The following is a 17,958-nucleotide window of genomic DNA, read 5'->3' on the forward strand; positions in this document are numbered from 1 at the left end:
ATATCTGATCTATCAGCTACTAGTTAGTAAAGAGCTTTATGATTGTAGCGGAGAGAAAAACTATCTAAGAGCGTTTTATGTTATTGCAGCTACGGAGATAGTAACTCTAGTCTTGATAGCGCTTGACTCGCAGCTTTTTGCCTTAGTATTTGCCATAGGGTGGTTAGCTTCGGTAATTCTAAATGTTTCGGCGGTTTATGGCACTAGGGAGGTTACCGCTTCAAAAGGCGGCTACGGCCTAGTGCATCTGGCGTATCACGTAAGGCAGATGAACGGGCGGGAGTTTTAGGTATTTAAATTTAAGGGGCGATTAGTATAATCCTATATTATTTTAAAAAAGGAGTTTTAAATGACTTTTATGGAGTCCGTGCAAACTTGCGTCAAGCAAAAATACGCCGCATTTAGCGGGCGAGCATCAAGGTCGGAGTACTGGTGGTTTTTTCTATTTACCGTGCTTGGCGGGATTGTTTTGAGCTTGATAGATGGCGTTTTAGGCACTACGATAGGGTACAATCAAATAATAGCCGGCAAAATCGTCCATCAAGAAATCGGCATTATAGATGCGCTTTTTCAGCTAGCTATGCTCGTGCCAGCCATCGCCGTATCAGTCAGGCGACTACATGACACCGATAGAAGCGGCTGGTTTTTTCTGCTTATTTTAACGCCGATCGTGGGTGTTTTTTTTCGGCGATATCGGGCTTTTGGTATCATTTGTGGGTTGGATAGTGCTGCTTGTATTTTTCGTGCAGCGCGGCGATAGCGGGTCCAATCGCTTCGGATACGATCCGCTATGATAAAGCTCTAAAGATTTGCGGAATTTTAGAATTATAAAATTCCGTGCAGATAAAATTCTTTGTATTATCACTTAAAATTCTATGCATAAGCACTTTGTAGTGCTAAATTTTTCTTAGAATAAGCTTTTCAAATCCTCTTTAATTGATTGCCGTTATCTGTAACTTAGAATTTTTATATTATAATAGCGCTCAAAATTTTATTTTAGAAAGGATGAAAATGAAAGAGAGAATCGAGGCGCTGTTCGCGCAAAATCCTAAAATTTCGATCGCGCAGATCTGCAAGGAGCTCGGCGCCAAGGAGATCGACGTACTGCTAAACCTGCCCGAGCACTTTGGAAAGAGCGCCGGCGGCGATAAATTCGGCGAGGTCATTAGGGAGCTTGAGAGTTGGGGCGAGGTGCTTTTCGTGAAAAATACGCCGAGCTTCATCATCGAGTTTAAAACCAAGATCCCAAGCGGCAAGAGCGCGCAGGGATATTATAATTTCGGCATGGGCGCAAACGGCGATGAGGCGCATGGGCTGGGCATTTTGGGGGGTCATCTAAAGACGGATGAGATCGATAAGATTATCCTCGTGACGCAGACTTTCATGGGGATGCTCTCGAAATTCGTGGGCTTTTACGACAAGGAGGGCGAGAATATCTTTAAAATTTACGTCTCGCGCGACGAGAAAGGACAGCTGCTAGCCGAGCAAGACGCGAAATTTGAAGCGTTAAAAGCCGCGATTTAGCGCTCGCGCGAGATTAATTTTGCCCTGCCCGCGCATCGCCTACTTAAGCTTTAAAATTCTACGCGGTGCTAACTGGGACGCCTTAAGCTCGCCGATAGGATTTCAGGCAAAATTTTAAATTATCGTTGATGATGAAATTCCAAATTCGCCTCGTCGCTATTTGCGCTTCAAGGCGTTTGGAATTTCACGGGCTCGGCTAACGCCCACTTTATGTGAAGCGGAATTTTGCCGCTTTAAACAGATAGCCCTTTCAAATTTTATTTCAACAATCTACTACTAAATTTTCAAAAATTTTATTTATATTGTCTTTGTACTGCGTATCGTCAAACTTCAAACTATTATTCGCAATTTTCCGCCCGGTAATATCTCCAAGCTCCATAAGATACCGCTTGGGCTTTTCTAAAAATTTATCTACGTTCGCCTTTTTATCGGAGCCCCACTCATCTGAGCTAAAATGAATATACGCGATAATTTTTTGCTTTTAAGATAATATTTCGGCTGGTAAATTCCCGATTTCGGAAAATATCTCGATACTTCCCCGCTCAAACAAAGGCAAATATCGATCTTTTGCAGCGAGTGCATTTCAAAATCGCTAAAAATCCTTTTAATCTCTTGCCTTACCGCTCTTATAATATCCGGTATATAGATCGGCACATCATCCGCCCCGCCGATAACGGCATTTATGTTAAATTCCACACGGCACCTCGTCCTTAAATTATAAAGTGATATTATTCAAAATTTTGGCTCATTATATCATCTTCATAATATTTATTGGGTGCTGAAGCTACGGAGTTTTGAAATCGATATATTTTTTATCAAAATAGACCCGAATGAAGATTAAATTTTATAAAATCTACTGTTTTAATTTCATATCTCAAAACTTTCCGCCGTTACGCAAGGAGCGACAAATTTTAAAATTGAAATTTTATACGTTAAGCTTAAAGTGTATAAAACTCCGCTATTTAGGGCAATGCAGACCTGAATTTTTATCTTTTACTGCTATAATTCTCTCAGAAATTTAAATCTTAAGATTAAAAAGTATTCTTAAGAATTTTATAAGACGGAGGAGATATTGAATAGATTGATCTTAAAGATTTATGCGTGGCAAAATACCGCTACGCCGTGGTTTTGGCTCTTTGTAATAAGCGCAGGCTATCTTGCGGTATCGCATTTTTTCTTTCAGCGCTGCCTTTTTATGTCGCCTACGCAGATGAGCACCCTCGTGCGTCTGGGCTTTGTCGTAGCGGGCGCGGGCGCACTCATCGGCTTGCTGCTGCCATTTGGCTTCATAGCAAGGCTCGTTGCTTACGTGCTCGGCTTTGCGGGCGCGATATACGGCTATTTACAAAGCTCCGCGCCGCACCCCGCCGCAGATACCGCAAATTGCCTCGCAGCACCCGCCTTTCCTTTTGCGGTGCCGCTTGATAGCCTGCTGCCGGAGCTGTTTCGCCCCGCAAGCTGCACGGGCACCCCGTCCTTTCCCGCGGGCACCGCACTTAGCGATGTGCAGAGCTTTTTTGGCGGATTTTACGGCGAGGGGTTCTATCTGGTGCCGAGCATAAAATTCGCAGACGCGGCGCAGTGCGCGCAGGTAGCGTTTGCGGTATTCGCGGCTGTTTTGGCCGTGATGTTTGCGAGCTTTTTATACGGCAGATTTACGAGAAGTTTTTAAAATTTTAAGAAAGGATAAGCATGAAGTTTTTAAATTCTATTGCGGCTGCGGCGGCTCTTGCGGCCGTGATCGCAAGCTACGCTGGCGCCGAGGTCAAGGCGGGCGAGACGCTTTATGGCACGGTGCTAAAGCAGGTAAGCGTAAGCGGCGATTTGTCGCACAAGGACGGCAGGTTGCTGCCTACGAATGCCATAGAGGTACTGGAGGTCAAGGACGGAGTGGTGAAATTTTCGATCACCGGCTATCAAAGTCCAAAGGCGCCCAACGTTATTTATTTCACGCCTAAAGCGCGCATAATCGCGGTGGCGTTTTCGAAGCAGGCTAAATTTCAAAGCGAGAGCTTGGGCGAAGAGGACGGCTTTAATAAGGTTAAAATAACCGCCTACACCGACGAGGGCGCGCTAAGCGGCGACGTGGATAAAATTTTCGCGGGAGCGAAGGAGAAATTCGAAGCCTCGTGTAGCGTTTGTCACGCTCTGCATCAGCCTGCCAGCTACGAAGCCAACAGATGGCCGGGCTACATCAAATCGATGCTTTCGCGCACGCCTATTAGCAAGGATGAGAGCTGGACGGTGGTGCAGTATCTGCAAAAGCACTCTAAGGACGTAAATTTAAAGGATATGAAATGAAAAGACGAAATTTTTTAAAGCTCGGCGCGGCGGTTTCGGCGCTTCCGCTCATTCCAAGCTCGATGCTCGCGGCGGATAAACTCACGGCGCTTAAGAAAAACGGCGAAATTTTAACCGCGGCGCGATGGGGAATTTTAAAAGCGAGCGTTAAAAACGGCAAGATCGTAAAATCCGCGCCGTGGAAGATCACCTCTAAAATTCCCAATACTCTTCAAAATACGATGGCGGATCTCGTTTATAATACGCGTATCAAGGCGCCGATGGTGCGAAAATCTTACCTCGCCGATCCCGATAATCCAAAGCCGGAGCTTCGCGGACTTGACGAATGGGTCGAGGTAAAATATGAAGACGCGATTAAACTCGTCGCGCGCGAGCTTAAAAAGACGCGCGAGCAAAAGGGCGCAGACTCGGTATTTGCGGGAAGCTACGGCTGGCAGAGCACGGGCAACGTACATGTCTCAAGGACGCTGCTTCATAGATTTATGAACTTAAGCGGCGGCTTTACGGGCGTCACGGGCGATTACTCCACTGGCGCGGCGCAGGTCATAATGCCGCACGTAACGGGTTCAAATCAGGTCTATGAGCAGCAAACCTCGTGGCCGGTGGTGCTTGAAAACTCCAAAGTCGTGGTCTTTTGGGGTCTAAATCCGATCTCTACGCTTCGCGTGGCGTGGACGAGCTCGGACGAGCAGGGATTTAAGTATTTCGAGCAGCTAAAAAACAGCGACAAAGAGATCATCATCATCGATCCGATCAAAACCGTGAGCGGCAAGTATTTCGAGGGCAAGGCGCGATGGATCACCCCTCGCCCGAACACCGACGTAGCGATGATGCTAGGTATGGCGCAGCACCTCTACTCGCAGGGCAAGTACGATAAGGAATTTTTACAAAACTACACCGTGGGCTTTGAAAAATTCGTACCGTACCTCACGGGACAGAGCGACGGCGTAGCCAAGACGCCCGAGTGGGCTAGTGAAATTTGCGGCATTAGCGCGGACGTGATCAAAGAGCTCGCGATAAAATTTTACGAAAACCGCACGATGATAATGGCTGGCTGGGGTATCCAGCGCGCTCATCACGGCGAGCAGGCGCACTGGATGATCGTAACTCTATGCGCAATGCTAGGACAGATCGGACTTGCCGGAGGCGGCTTTGGCTTTAGCTACCACTACGCTAACGGCGGCGCGCCTACCTGCGCGGGCGGCGTGATCGGCGGAATGAACGCGGCAAGCGTCGGCGTCGTTAAGGACGGCAAATTCCTAGGGCTTGCGCAGGATCAGAAGCAAGGCGGCGAAGCAGCCCAAGCGTGGCTGGTAAATACGGCGAAGGTTGCCTTCCCTCTAGCTCGCATTGCGGACGCGCTGCTAAATCCTGGCAAGACGATTGATGCGAACGGTGAAAAGATCACCTATCCGCAGATCGACTTCATCTACTGGGTCGGCGGAAATCCTATCGTGCATCATCAAGATACCAACACCAACATAAAGGCTTGGCGCAAGCCGCGCACCATCGTAGTGAATGAAATTTACTGGACGCCGACTGCGAAGATGGCAGACATCGTGTTCCCGACCACGACGGAGTATGAGCGCAACGACATCACGATGAGCGGAGACTACTCCAATATGCATATAATCCCGATGAAGCAGGTCGTCGCTAAGCAGCACGGCGCGAAGGACGATTATCAAATTTTTACCGACCTTTGCAAGGCCTATGCAGATGGGCTTGCCGAGGTTTATACGGACGGCGGCAAAACGGAGATGGACTGGATCAAGGAATTTTACGAAGGGGCGGCGAGCGCCGTGAACGCAAACACCGCTTTAGGCATTCAGATGCCGAGCTTCGAGCAGTGGTGGGAGAAAAACGAGCCGACGGAATTTTACGAAACGCCAGAGAGTGCCGCATACGTGAGCTTTGAGGATTTTAGAAACGATCCCGTTTTGGAGGCTTTGGGAACGCCTAGCGGGCTGATCGAAATTTACTCCGATACGATTGCTGCGATGAACTACAAAGACTGCGGCGCGCATCCGATGTGGTTCGAGCCCGTCGAGTGGCTCGGGATGAAGGATAAGCCTGCGAAATTTCACCTGCTTAGCCTGCATCCGCTTGATCGCTTGCATTCGCAGCAGAGCAACACCTCAAATCGCAAGAGATACGCCGTCGCGGACCGTGAGCCGGTGTTAATAAATACCGAGGACGCTAAGGAGCTCGGCATCAAGCAGGGCGATCTGGTGCGCGTGTTTAACGCTCGCGGCGAAATTTTGGCGGGAGCCAACGTAAGCGGCGACATAATGCGCGGCGTGGTGCAGATCTTTGAAGGCGCGTGGTACGATCCTAACGCTGAGGGTCTTTGCAAAAACGGAAATCCGAACGTGCTTACGATCGATCTGCCTACGAGCGAGCTTGCCAACGGCAACATCTCCCACACGGCGCTGGTGGATATCGAGCTTTATAAACACAAGGCGGGTGAGGATATTAAACTAACCGCATTTATGCCGCCTAAAGGGGCGAAGTAGGGATTGGGAGCGGTTTAGGTTTTAAGACTGGCTCATTGCTGGCTTGGACTAGATACGCCAATCCTCTACAGGCTTTAGCCAAACTCGCCGTGGTTTTGCTACGGCGAGGCATATCGATTTCGACTTGCCGCGGCTTTATATAGTCGCGGCTGTGTATCGGGACCAATTTGCTTGCTACAGCCTCGAGACTTCAACGATAGGTTACGGAGCTGATTTAAATTTTATAGCCTTGCGCTTGTAGTATGACTGAGTTGATTTTGACTTATCGTAACTTTGAGCTGTGGCAGGCTGGAGATAACAGCAAGCAATATTTGCCTCGCCGCCCTACTCTCTATTTGCTCGTGAAATTCTCGCTAAATTTAAGAACTTACCGTTTGGACTAAAATTTCAATCCAAACTAAAAAACCGCCTAAGCTTCCATTTAAAATTTTTCTTCGGAATTTGTGTATCGCTAAAATCGTCGCTGTAAATTTCGTTTTTATCGGTGAAATAGCCGCTATTTTGAGCCTGCGGTATAAAGTCGGTCCGATCTTCTATTTTTACGTTTAGCGCCTTGAAATATTGCAGCAGCTCATAATACTCTTTTGTAGATACGGCATTTATTAAAAAGTAATTTCTGTTGTTAAATTTAACGACAAAATTTCTTTTTAACAGCCAAAGGGGCTCCGAGCTCTTTTTGAGCTTGTAAATTTTATACGGCAGAGCAAATATTAAATATAGCATTAGATGCTTTATATAAAGAGCAAGTTTGCCTATATGAACGCCTATGCTTGAATATCTATATAACTCATACGAGCTTAAATAATGGAACCTGCCGTAAGAGTTTTCTAGTTCGCATACTACGCAGAAATGAACGCTAGATATATTTGCGGACGGAGCTGGGGCTATCTTGGTTTCGGAGATTATACTATTTTTTATCTTCATATTTCCGTTATAGCGGATCAGGCTGTTTGAAAAATAAAAATAGCTCGGATTTTTAGAAAAATTTTGCTCCGCCGAAATTCTTAGCCGTATGAAAGAATATGTCACAAAAATTAAAGAAACGATACCGAAAGCGCTAAATTTTCCCGTAGTGCCAGTCGTAATCAGATCATAACCCAAAAGCGAAAAACCCAATATGCAAGTAAATATGCTCCAGGAAAATACATGATAGACGGTGTAATCGTTTATGGTCAATGGCTCTTTATCGTAATCTCTCATAAATCCCCTATTTTGTAAAATTTTTGGCACATTATAACGCTTTATTCTCATAACGTATTAAAATTTAAAGTCGTTTTGACCATTTAAATTTTTAAGTTCGTTATTAGGTAGAATTTTAAAATTCTACCCTATTTCGCCTTCTTTGCCGTATCTTGCCAGTCGTTGCATTTATGCCAATGTGGCGATGAGTTAAAACGAAATATGCATACTAAGCGCGATTATGCATAAAAGTAGCGCCAGCGGGACATAGACAAAGCGCCCGATATCATACCAGAGCTTGCCGCGAGCCCTCTCTGCGCCTAGATTGATCTCATCTAAAATTTCATTCCGCTTAATCACCCAAAACCACGATATTGCGCCGATTACTGCTCCGATCGGAATGATATAAATCGATACGAAATCCATCCACGGACCCCATGAGCTTATCGCTTCCATACCAAGGCCCGCACCCAGGCAGATCGCGCACAATAGCGCAAGCGTGAAGGCGCGGCTTAGCCTTGGAAACTTATGCATTAGCGATTCAGCGACTACTTCGAACATATTTTGAAGCGATGAAATTCCACCAAAAATCACGGCGGTAAATAAAATCACCGCAAAGATTCTACCACCTGCCATATCTTGTAAAATTTTAGGCAGAGTTACAAAAAGTAGCTTAGGCCCCGCCGCCGGATCCATTCCGTAAGCAAATACTGCAGGGATCATCACTAGCGCAGCTACCATCGCGGCTAGCGTGTCAAATAGCGCGGTATTTTTCGCTGCAGATACGATGTCTTCGTCCTTGGATAGATACGCGCCATAGACGATCATCCCTGAGCCCGTAATCGATAGCGAGAAAAACGCCTGTCCCATCGCAGAAATCCAAACCATCGGATCTGCTAGCTTAGTAAAATCAGCGCCAAAAAGAAAGGCATATCCGCCCGCAGCGCCTTGCAGCGTCGCGACCCTAATTGCCAAAATTGCAAATAGCACGAAAAATAGCGGCATCATAATTTTATTCGTTTTTTCGATGCTTTTGGCGCCGAAAAATAGCGTCAGCAACGTGCCTGCAACGATTATGCAGTGATAAGGCACCACGGAGTAGGGCGTCAGGGCAAAAGAGTTAAACCACGTATCGGTATTTTCGCTCATTAGCGAGCCGTCTATGGCTTGGACTAGCGCCTTTAAAACATAGGCGATGATGACGGCATAGCCCACTGCGATACACATCGAACCGACAAGTGGCAACCAGCCGATAACCTTACCGATAGCGCCCAGTCCGCGGCTTTTCCACGCGTATTCGTATGAGCCTAGCGTGCCTGTTTTGGCACGGCGACCGATCGCGTATTCGGCGCTTAGGCCTACGTATGAAAACAGCGCTACGAAAAAAACGTAAATTAGCAAAAATGCGCCGCCGCCGTTCGTGCCTAGTTTATAAGGGAAGCCCCAGACATTTGCCATACCTACAGCAGAGCCCACGCAAGCGATGATAAAAGCCCAACGCGATGAGAATTTGTGTTTTGTCATAAAGCCATCCGTGTGAAAAATTTTCGTTATGGTAGCAAAAAGGAATTTAAGATTTATTTATGCGGAATTTTAAGACATGCCGATTTGATTACTGAGGAATTTTTAGAATTTAAAATTGCGAAGTTTTAAAGTAAGATTGGTGAAATTTTACGATTAAAATCGATAGAGTTAATTCTGCGATACTACGCGGCAAAATTTTATCTTTAATAATTTTAGAATTTTACGCTTAGACTTTGGCTTTAAAATCCGCTTAGCCCAGGCTTGTAGCAGGGCTTGATATTTAAGTTAGCCGAGAAATTTAGATCAATTGAAATTTTAAAATTCCGCGAAATTTTGAAATTTTTAAAATCTACGATCTCGCAAAATTTGAAAACAGGCTTATCAAGAAATTTTATCTGGCGCCGCTCTGGCAGAATTTTCGCGGTAGAATTTCGCCTTTCGTTTGCAGCGCGCTTATAAATAGCACTTTTATGACGCTCTGAAGGGCGGTGGGAATTCCTCTACCCGCTATTAGGGCATCTATACGGGAGCGGCAAATAAATTTTCACCCTAGATGGGAATTGGGAGCGTCGCAAGTGGCAGCGCGCTTAAAATTTACGGCGCGCAGCATTGCAAAGTGAAATTTTATTAACCCGCACTTTGGCTTAGTTATTTTTCTCCGCTTCTTCGTTTTCTTGCGGCTGCGCGACTGCTTTTTTGATTGCTTTTACGAGCGAAACTCTTGTGCCATCCATTCGCAGCACTTCGTAGTCGCAGTTTTCATCGCTTATTTTATCGCCGATTTCAGGTAGGCTGCCGAAGAGATTAAAGACGTAGCCGCCGATCGTTAGCTGTTCGGTCTCCTCATCAAAGTCGATGCCCATCACCTCCTCGACGCCTTCGATCTCGAAGCGGCCTCTAAACTCAAAGGTGTTCTCGTCGATACGTTTGAAATTTTGCGCATTCGCGTCGTGCTCGTCGTTGATGTCGCCAAAAATTTCTTCTATTATATCTTCCATCGTCAAAAATCCCGCCGTGCCGCCGTATTCGTCGATGACGAGCGCGGCAAAAATGCGCTGCTTATTCATCATAGGCAAAATTTTAGAGATTGGGCTGTTTTCAGGCACGATGATGAGTTTGCGCACGATTTTATCGAAGCTTTTATCTCCCTTTTGCTGGATGATGTCGCGGATGTGGATGAGGCCTAGGACGTTATCCTTGCTGCCGTCGATATATGGGAAGCGCGTAAATTTCGACTGCAATACGGTTGCATAGTTTTCGTCGTAGCTTTTTTGCTTATTTAGGCATATGAGATCGCGCCTCGGCGTCATTATCTCTTTGGCGACCGTGTCACTGAAATCGACGGCGTTTTTGATGATCTCGGTCTCTAGGCTATCGAGCACACCACCTTTTAGGCTCTCGCTCGCGATGATTTTGATCTCTTCGTCAGAAAGCGCAAGCTCGCTCTCTTTAGCGGGCTTTACGCCGATGATTTTAAGCGAAACGGCAGCGATGAAGTCAAACGCCTTTATGATCGGAAAAAACATAATCCAAAAAATATGAAGCGGCCTGGAGATGAAAAGCACGATCTTCTCGGTTTTGGCAATAGCGATGGATTTTGGCACCAGCTCGCCGAGCACGACGTGAAATAACGTAACGAGCGTAAAAGATATGACGAAGGCGATCGTATGTGCCGCCGCTCCGCCGCCTATGCCGATGGATCTTAGCGGCAGCTCGATCAGTCTCGATACCGCGGGCTCACCGATCCAGCCGAGGGCGAGCGAGCTTATCGTAATGCCTAGCTGTGTGGCGCTGAGGTAGGTGTCTAGGGAGTTTGAAATTTTAAAAGCGAGCTTTGCGTTTGGAATTTTATCCTTAATAAGCTCTTCGAGGCGAGACTTTCTTACTTTGACGATTGAGAATTCCGAAAGAACAAAAAAAGCATTCATAAAGATGAATACAAAAGCTAAAACTAACATTAAAACCGAACTGTCCGTGTCCAAATTTCTTATCCTTTGAAATTTAAAAATAAATATTTATGATTATATCTAAAAACGCTTTAAAATCCAAAAGATATGGAAAATGCCTCGCGCCCGTGCGTAGAATTTTACGGAGTTGAAATTTTGCTTCTTTTATCGCGCGAAATTTCATCTGCCCGCGCGAAACCTCTCGCTACGCAAAATAGCGCTAAATTCTGCCGCCCAGTCGAATAAATTTTATTTTCATACTGGGCTGCGGCTGCAAAATTTCATTTGTATACGGCCGCAGCGAAATTCTATCTGCGCCCGAAGGGGCAAAATTTTACTCCAAATTTCGTCGTGCTTAAAATCGTAAAATTTCGCGCCGTAAAATTTTATAGCTACGGACATTTTGGCCTCCTGCGCGGCGGAATTTCGCCCAGCACTTGCGTTTTGAAATGAAATTTTGTCTCGGCGCGGATTATATTTATCGTGCGTTTTAACGGAATTTCGCGGCGATTTAGAATTTTGCGCTGCGGCAGACCTTTGTCGCTACGGAGCTTCGGCGCGGCGGCGGATAATCCTAGCGCCGCGCGCAAGCCCATTAAGAAATTTAAATGCGACGATAAAATCTGCTACTTAAAAAAACCTCAGCGCGCAAACTCTTGCGAAATTTTAAATTGCAAGACTATCTATTTCTTGTGGCGGCCTCGTAAAGCGGCAAGACTTTCGGCATCACCTCTTTTAGATCGGCGATGCGATCGTCGTTTGAAGGGTGCGTGGACATAAATTTAAGCGGATGGCTCTCATTTAGCTTGTTCATCTTCTCCCAGACGTTTATCGCCGCCCTTGGATCGTATCCTGCGCGCGCCATCAGCTCAACGCCCATCAGATCAGCCTCCGTCTCATGCGTGCGCGAAAACGGCAGCGTGAATGTGTATTGAGCCGCCATGTTCAAAGCCGCTGAGCCCAGATCTCCAAGCCCTGCTGCAGAGCTTGCTACGGCGATACCGACATCTTTCATCTGTTCAGTCGAGGCTCGCTCGCGGCTGTGTTCGCGCAGTGCGTGCGACATCTCGTGCCCCAAAATAGCAGCCAGCTCGGCATCGGTAAGCTTAAGCTTTTCGATGATGCCCGTATATACGACGATACGACCGCCAGGCATACACCAAGCATTGATCGTAGGGTCGTTGATGACGTTTACCTGCCAGTTCCATTTCAGTGCGTCTTTGCGAAATGCGCCGACTTGAGCGATTAGGCGCTTCGAGATGCCTCTAACGCGATCAGTTAGCTTTTTATCGGTATTTAGGACGTGCTTGGCGTTTGCTTGGGCGGTAATCTGCCTGTAGGCAAGCGCGGCACTTTGATCCATTTCAGCTTCGCTTACGGTGATGAATTGCGAGCGGTCGATGCCTACGGCGCCGCCTTGCGTGGTGCTCGCGCAGCCGGTAAAAATCATCATCGCAGCAAAGGATATTAAAAGAGCTAATTTTTTCATCTTTTCTCCTTGAAATTTTGCGGCGATTTTAGCGAAATTTGGTTAAATTTTTAGAATTTTATTTTGGATTGTCGGATTTTGCAGGCGCGATCTATTTGGAATTTGCAGTAAAATTTAAGGACGGCCGTCGCCTTTAAAATAGGATTGGGCTTTGTAATTTAGCGATAAAATTTAGCGGTGATTTCGCAGAATTTTATCGTGGCGTAAATTAGGCATTGCTATGTAAAAATAGTGGGTTTATCCAAGCGCGGCGCTGCATAAATAAAGCACCTCTGCGCCTAAATAGAGCAGAGATTGGGGCCGCGGTTTTAAATTTATGCTGCGTAGGCTACGATAAATCCGGCGAAATTTTATTTGCACTAAGCGCTCAGTTTAGGCAGATAAAAGCAATTTGAAATTTGCACAATCAAATCGCGCGATAAAATGGGCTCGGATGTCACTATGATTTAAGATTAGTCGCGCTAATCTTTTGCGGTACATAAATTTTTAATTACTAATTCGGTAAAAGCCAATGCGCCGCATCTTACGTTGCAGTGAAAATGATCGCAGAAATGCCAAACGCCACAGACGCCTTTACGTAGAATTTTATCTCGCGGAATTTTATTTACGCGCAACGGGGTAAAATTTCAAACTGCAAGCCGCACTGTATCATTTTGGATGGAATTTTAAAATTTTACGCGTTTAGAATTTTAAAATTCTGCTACGCAAATTTGTACGATGAAATTTCAAGCTTAAAAATTTGCGCCGTTTTTGGAATTTTATATATGCTCTGGCAACTATAAAATTTTACACTTAGAATTTTATAGTTGCGGCAAGATTTAGTTGGATCGGGGTCTCGCATCGCCGTAGGATTTTTGGCGGCACGGAATTTTACAGTGCACATCTAAATTTAGCTACGCAAAATTAGTAAATTCTTTATCGGCACGGAATTCTGTTGTGCCATTAAAGCGCATGAAGAATTCCGCATAAGCCTCGCAAACTCTAATGAAAGCTCCTTTCTTTGGGGCGCGCGGGTTTTAAGACATGTGAGTAAATTTTACGGTGCAAATCCATAACTGCCATACTTGCCGCTAGGGATTTTGCGCCTGCGGCGCCCATTTAGTCCTTTTTGGACTTTAGCTTGGCGATCGTCTCTTTTGCGGCCTCGTAAGCCTTAGCGCTCATCTCGCGCGCCCTTTCGCTTACGTTTTTGGCGACGTCAGAGCTTTTTAGCTCGGCAAATTTTTGGCTCATCTTCTTTTCAAATTCGCTAAGCTCTTTTTTGATTGCGTCCAGTTTCTCGTCCAGATCGAGGTTTTCGATGATTTTGGCGCTTTTTTGGCTCAGCTCTTGAGTGATTTCGCGCGCTTTGGCGCTCGCCTTTTTTGCGCGCTCACCAAGCTCGATCTCGCCGATTTTGGCGCTTAGCTGCTCGGCAAGATCGCTTGAAATTTTTCTAAATTTAGCCAGGTAGCCTCCGAATTCTTCATCGGCGATCTTGGCGATCTCGCTTTTAGCGGGCTCCTCCGAGCTTGCGACCGCATCGCTTAAAACCGCGCTAAATAGCTCGCTCATCTGCGAAATTTGAAGCCTTTCGTTCTCTAGGCTCTGTGCGTCGCTTGCTGGCGAGAAACTTAGCTCGTCGCGGTATCTTTCGGCGGCTTTGTTTATGCCGTCGTAGCAGCCTAAAATCGCGCCTCTAATCAGCGCAGAGGCTGTATTTTTGCTCTCGTTTGCGACGAAAATCGCGCGATTTATGATGATTTTTGAAATTTCTTTAGTGCGGAATTTCGTAAATTCTCCGTCGCCGATAGCCGAAAATGCGATGTTTTTCGCCGTCTCGTGCGCGGTGTCCTCGATGTCGGTGCCGCTTTCTATCACGCTTATGAAGGCTAGTTCGCTCGCTTCTTTCAGCACGTCCGCAAGTGGAAGTTTGCTCGCGATCGCTCGCTGTAGCGCCGAGCCTATGCGCTCTTTTAGCTCCGCTTCGCTTGCGTTTTGCAGTGCGGTATCCAGATCATCGTAGCTGCGCAAAACAAGGGTTTTAATCGCCTTTTGTTTACAAGCGATCTTTTTGCGCAGATCGTCGTAGTCGTAGATGAGCTTGTAAAGAGCCTGCTCGTCCTCGTCGCACAGCGCCTTTTTTACCCCTTCGATTAGCGCTTCGGCTACGGCGTCCTTTAGAGCTCCTATTTCGTTAAGCTCGGTGGCAAAGTTTAAGATGAGCTCGGCGCTTTTTGCGCTTTTAGCATCTTCACTAAGTCCGCGTAGAGCCTTCAAGCTCTGTTCAAAAGCTAAATTTTGCACGCAGGCCGCCAGCTCGGCTTGTGAAATTTGCGCGAGATCGGCGCCGAATTTTTTGATTATTGCTTCTTTCATTTCATCTCCTGTCACAATACATATTTAAAGTGGGCTTTTAAGCGCTCGAAAATTTCGTTTCGATGTAAGTCGTCCTTGACGAAAACGCTTACGTTGAAGCTCATATATTTACCGCCGTTTGAAAAGCGCGAAAAGTCGATTTTATAATTTTCGCCCTTTAAAATTTCATCGATCTGCTCACGCTTTTGGGTAGTCGCGTCTAGGACTACTTTATATTCCCAAAAGAGCGGATAGTCGATTTTGGGCTTTTCAGCTCCTAGTATACACGCCACTCTTGCCCCCCTCTTTGCGCTGCAACACGATGTCGGTAATCTGCATCGATTTATCTATCGCTTTTAGCATATCATAAATCGTCAGTAGCCCCACGCTCACGCCCGTTAGCGCCTCCATCTCGACGCCCGTTTTGCCCGTGATTTTTACAGTTACAAAAAGCTTAAACGCGCATTCGCTCGCAAGCTCCTCAATATCCGTTTTAATCGAAGTAATCGTGAGCGGATGGGTCATCGGTATGAGTTCGCTCGTCTTTTTAGCGCCCATTATCGCGGCAACGACGGCGGTTTGAAGCACGGGGCCTTTTTTGGCAGTGTTTTGCTTAACGGCGGCAAACGCCTCCGCGCTCATTCGTATGATGCCGCTAGCGGTGGCTACGCGCTCGCTATCGTCCTTGGCGCCGACATCCACCATGCGGGGCATATTGTTTTCGTCGATATGTGAAAGCATAAAATTCCTTGTAGTTTTTGGTGGGATTATAGCAGAATTTCGGGCATAAAAAAAGCCCGAGCTTTTAAACTCGGACTTCATACAAAAAGGAGGTTTTATCTTGTCGGACAAGGACGATTATACTACCTAAACAGTAAATAGAAATAAAATATATCCTTTTTAGGCGAACTCTTTCACGCTTAATTTATAGCCGTTTTTAAAATTTTGATGAAATTTGACGACTTATTATGACGCGCTGCGCAGTAATTTGAATGGGTAGCGAAATGAAACCGAGCCAAAGAGCGATTAAATTTAAAGCGTACGCTAAATGGCAAAGATAAAATTTAAGCGCATTTGAGATTGTTTCATCTTGAAGCGAGGATTTAAAGAGGATTGAGCGGGGGCGCTCCGTCAAGGTGCCATAAACAAAATGCTGCAAAGAAGCGGCTTAAATTAAACGCCGTCTTGCTCTAAATTTAAGCTTGTTTTGCCTAAGCTCAAGACCTCGCGCGCAATGCAGCGTAAATTTAAACCCTTCACGCGAGCGCCGTATTGCGCAGGCGCGGATTAAAATAGCGCGCCGTAAATTTAAGCATCGTCGCGCAAAATCCAGCCTGCGTTTGAAATTTAGCCTCGTTTAAATTTTAAACGTTTTTAGCAGGCCGCCTAAGCTTAGCCCCTTGTCTTCGCCGTTTGCGCCGCCTCCTAAAAGATCGCCCAAAAAACTACTTGCGTCGTTGATATCGATTTTGCCGTCGCCGTTGAGGTCAAGCTTGGCGCTTGCGATTTTGCCGATCAGCGCGCTAAAATCTACGCCTTTGCTATCGACGGCATTTGCTTGTACGTCCTCGCCGCCGCCCAAAAGTCCGCCCAGCATCGAGCCTAGCGAGCTAGATTCGCCGCTTTCGCTTTTGCTTAAAAAATTTGAGCTGATGCCCGCGATTATCGCATTTATCTGATCGTCAGGCAGGTCCACGCCTAGAAATTTTTCGATAAAAGCGACCGGACCGCTTTGAAATTCTCTTAAATTTTTATCGTCGCTTTTGAGTGCAGAGACCATATTTACAAGTCCGTTTATGTCCATTTACGCCTCCTTGATCTTGGCTTTCGCAGCCTGCTTGACGATAAGCTCTATTACTTTTAGGGCGTCCGCTTTGGTTTCAAAATCTTTACTAACGGCGATGATCTGTCCGTTGCTAGCCGTTAGGCGGAAGCGAACCTTGCCTGCTTTATCGGTGTAAAGCTCAAATTTCGGATTATTTAGCTTTTCTCCGCCTGCGATTTGATCCTCGATCTTATTTAGCGCGGCGTTTTTTACGACGCTTTCGATGCCGTTTTTGCAAGCGGCCTTACTCGTGTAAACCTCGGAGGTACATAGCACGTGTCCGTCATAGAGTAGATCGAATTTGCAGCCATCCTTGGCGTCTTTGATTAAAAACTCAGCCATTTTTCATCCTTTCGTAAAAGATATCGTTATTTTAGCTAAAATTTTAATAAATATTTTTAATAGGCGCGGAATTTTCTGCTAAAATTGCGCACAAATTTCATTTACAAAGGATCATAATGATAAAGGCTCTACGTTTTAGCTTGATTCTCGCCGCTACTTTAGGATTTGGCGCGGATGAGAGCGATGCATTATTTAAGGATATAAGGACGCGTCTGGGTTGCAATCTAGCCGCACAGGACTGCGAGACTAACGCGGGCGGGCAGAAGGCGCTCTTTAGCGTAGCGCGCCATCCGATCGAAGCGGGAGCAAATGAGCTAAAAATAAGCGGAATTTCGCGTGAGCTGAAAAATCCGAGCGTTAAAATTTCGGGCGTGAGTATGAATATGGGCAATGCGGAATTCCCGCTAAAGCGCAGCGCAGACGGCTATGAAGCGACGCTTGACGTTGCAGTATGCACGCACGCCGTAATGCGCTACAAGCTTGAAATTTACGAGGATGGCGAGCCTAGTGGGCTTTTTGTGTATTTTGATCTGCGAAAGCGCGCTACAGATCGAGACCGCGGCGAAGACATCCACTTGCATCACCACGAGCATTAGACGCGCCCAGTTTGTGTGCGGGGTAAAATTTACGCTTCTTTGAGACGTCTGCTAAAATTTACATGCTGCTCGGAGAAAATTTTATAAATTTTAAAGCGCCACTTGCGATAAATTTTATGTATCTTTCGAGCGACGCACGTCGCGAGTGGATACGGGCGCCTGTGCGGCTCGCCGTAGCACCAGAGCGCGCTTTATGGGCGTTTGCAAGCACGCCATTATAAAAAGCCCTGCGATTTGCCGTGCATTCACCGCATGTGTTTCGTAACCGCTACCGCGGCACATCAAATTTAGCCCTTCGCCGCTTTTAAATTTTAAAATTTTTAAAATTCGCTTGCGTTTCATACGCCTAATCTACGCGGAATTTTGAAATTCCTTGTATAAT

General features: G+C 46.2%; 19 protein-coding genes. 7 read left to right on the forward strand and 12 right to left on the reverse strand.

All coding sequences use genetic code 11. The features are described from left to right. The 6 genes from Q0277_RS02800 to Q0277_RS02825 all read left to right on the forward strand — a co-directional run. On the forward strand, positions 1-289 hold a 289-nt coding region (locus Q0277_RS02800; RefSeq protein WP_297995358.1), incomplete at its 5' end, for a hypothetical protein. A 60-nt stretch (positions 290-349) separates the two neighbouring features. Beyond that, complete coding sequence (locus Q0277_RS02805; protein ID WP_297995361.1) at positions 350-760, forward strand: DUF805 domain-containing protein; 411 nt, start codon at positions 350-352, stop codon at positions 758-760. 251 nt (positions 761-1,011) lie between these two features. Then, positions 1,012-1,524 carry a heme utilization cystosolic carrier protein HutX gene (gene hutX, locus Q0277_RS02810; protein WP_297995364.1) on the forward strand — a complete coding sequence of 171 codons (513 nt, stop codon included), beginning with the start codon at positions 1,012-1,014 and terminating at the stop codon, positions 1,522-1,524. A gap of 1,072 nt (positions 1,525-2,596) precedes the next feature. Continuing rightward, positions 2,597-3,196, forward strand: a complete 600-nt coding sequence (locus Q0277_RS02815; RefSeq protein WP_297995366.1) for a disulfide bond formation protein B — start codon at positions 2,597-2,599, stop codon at positions 3,194-3,196. Positions 3,197-3,216: 20 nt separating this feature from the next. Further along, positions 3,217-3,825 carry a cytochrome C gene (locus Q0277_RS02820; RefSeq protein ID WP_297995370.1) on the forward strand — a complete coding sequence of 203 codons (609 nt, stop codon included), beginning with the start codon at positions 3,217-3,219 and terminating at the stop codon, positions 3,823-3,825. Further along, the gene (locus tag Q0277_RS02825; RefSeq protein ID WP_297995374.1) at positions 3,822-6,338 is read left to right on the forward strand and encodes a molybdopterin guanine dinucleotide-containing S/N-oxide reductase; all 2,517 of its coding nucleotides are present in this window, start codon (positions 3,822-3,824) and stop codon (positions 6,336-6,338) included. The genes Q0277_RS02820 and Q0277_RS02825 overlap by 4 nt, the downstream gene beginning before the upstream one ends. A gap of 387 nt (positions 6,339-6,725) precedes the next feature. Here Q0277_RS02825 and Q0277_RS02830 read toward each other — a convergent pair whose 3' ends face one another. The 11 genes from Q0277_RS02830 to Q0277_RS02880 form a co-directional block, all read right to left on the reverse strand. Further along, positions 6,726-7,538, reverse strand: coding sequence for a hypothetical protein (locus tag Q0277_RS02830; protein WP_297995377.1), 813 nt, complete (start codon positions 7,536-7,538; stop codon positions 6,726-6,728). A gap of 189 nt (positions 7,539-7,727) precedes the next feature. Next, positions 7,728-9,041 carry a sodium-dependent transporter gene (locus tag Q0277_RS02835; RefSeq protein ID WP_297995380.1) on the reverse strand — a complete coding sequence of 438 codons (1,314 nt, stop codon included), beginning with the start codon at positions 9,039-9,041 and terminating at the stop codon, positions 7,728-7,730. Positions 9,042-9,685: 644 nt separating this feature from the next. After that, the gene (locus tag Q0277_RS02840) at positions 9,686-10,999 is read right to left on the reverse strand and encodes a hemolysin family protein (protein ID WP_177386673.1); all 1,314 of its coding nucleotides are present in this window, start codon (positions 10,997-10,999) and stop codon (positions 9,686-9,688) included. Between the two features lie 243 nt (positions 11,000-11,242). After that, a complete protein-coding gene (locus Q0277_RS02845; RefSeq protein ID WP_297995383.1) occupies positions 11,243-11,389 on the reverse strand; it encodes a hypothetical protein in 147 nt (48 codons plus the stop codon). Between the two features lie 277 nt (positions 11,390-11,666). Beyond that, positions 11,667-12,476 carry a M48 family metallopeptidase gene (locus tag Q0277_RS02850; protein WP_177386661.1) on the reverse strand — a complete coding sequence of 270 codons (810 nt, stop codon included), beginning with the start codon at positions 12,474-12,476 and terminating at the stop codon, positions 11,667-11,669. A gap of 700 nt (positions 12,477-13,176) precedes the next feature. Beyond that, complete coding sequence (locus Q0277_RS02855) at positions 13,177-13,359, reverse strand: hypothetical protein (protein ID WP_297995385.1); 183 nt, start codon at positions 13,357-13,359, stop codon at positions 13,177-13,179. 215 nt (positions 13,360-13,574) lie between these two features. Next, the gene (locus tag Q0277_RS02860) at positions 13,575-14,834 is read right to left on the reverse strand and encodes a hypothetical protein (RefSeq protein ID WP_297995389.1); all 1,260 of its coding nucleotides are present in this window, start codon (positions 14,832-14,834) and stop codon (positions 13,575-13,577) included. Positions 14,835-14,845: 11 nt separating this feature from the next. Continuing rightward, the gene (locus Q0277_RS02865; RefSeq protein ID WP_297943912.1) at positions 14,846-15,106 is read right to left on the reverse strand and encodes a DUF493 domain-containing protein; all 261 of its coding nucleotides are present in this window, start codon (positions 15,104-15,106) and stop codon (positions 14,846-14,848) included. Continuing rightward, complete coding sequence (moaC, locus tag Q0277_RS02870; RefSeq protein WP_297883165.1) at positions 15,084-15,554, reverse strand: cyclic pyranopterin monophosphate synthase MoaC; 471 nt, start codon at positions 15,552-15,554, stop codon at positions 15,084-15,086. The genes Q0277_RS02865 and moaC overlap by 23 nt, the downstream gene beginning before the upstream one ends. A 616-nt stretch (positions 15,555-16,170) precedes the next feature. Next, complete coding sequence (locus tag Q0277_RS02875) at positions 16,171-16,617, reverse strand: hypothetical protein (RefSeq protein ID WP_297995392.1); 447 nt, start codon at positions 16,615-16,617, stop codon at positions 16,171-16,173. Next, the gene (locus Q0277_RS02880) at positions 16,618-16,980 is read right to left on the reverse strand and encodes a YegP family protein (RefSeq protein ID WP_297995394.1); all 363 of its coding nucleotides are present in this window, start codon (positions 16,978-16,980) and stop codon (positions 16,618-16,620) included. It lies immediately after the preceding gene. A gap of 116 nt (positions 16,981-17,096) precedes the next feature. Here Q0277_RS02880 and Q0277_RS02885 point away from each other — a divergent pair, with 116 nt between their 5' ends. After that, a complete protein-coding gene (locus Q0277_RS02885; RefSeq protein ID WP_297917811.1) occupies positions 17,097-17,576 on the forward strand; it encodes a hypothetical protein in 480 nt (159 codons plus the stop codon). A gap of 114 nt (positions 17,577-17,690) precedes the next feature. Here the strand turns inward: Q0277_RS02885 and Q0277_RS02890 are convergent, their stop codons facing one another. Then, entirely contained in the window at positions 17,691-17,918 is a 228-nt protein-coding gene (locus tag Q0277_RS02890; RefSeq protein WP_297995397.1) for a hypothetical protein, read from the reverse strand. Positions 17,919-17,958: the final 40 nt, after the last annotated feature.

Source organism: uncultured Campylobacter sp. (genome assembly GCF_938030815.1).
In the GTDB taxonomy this organism is placed as follows: domain Bacteria; phylum Campylobacterota; class Campylobacteria; order Campylobacterales; family Campylobacteraceae; genus Campylobacter_B.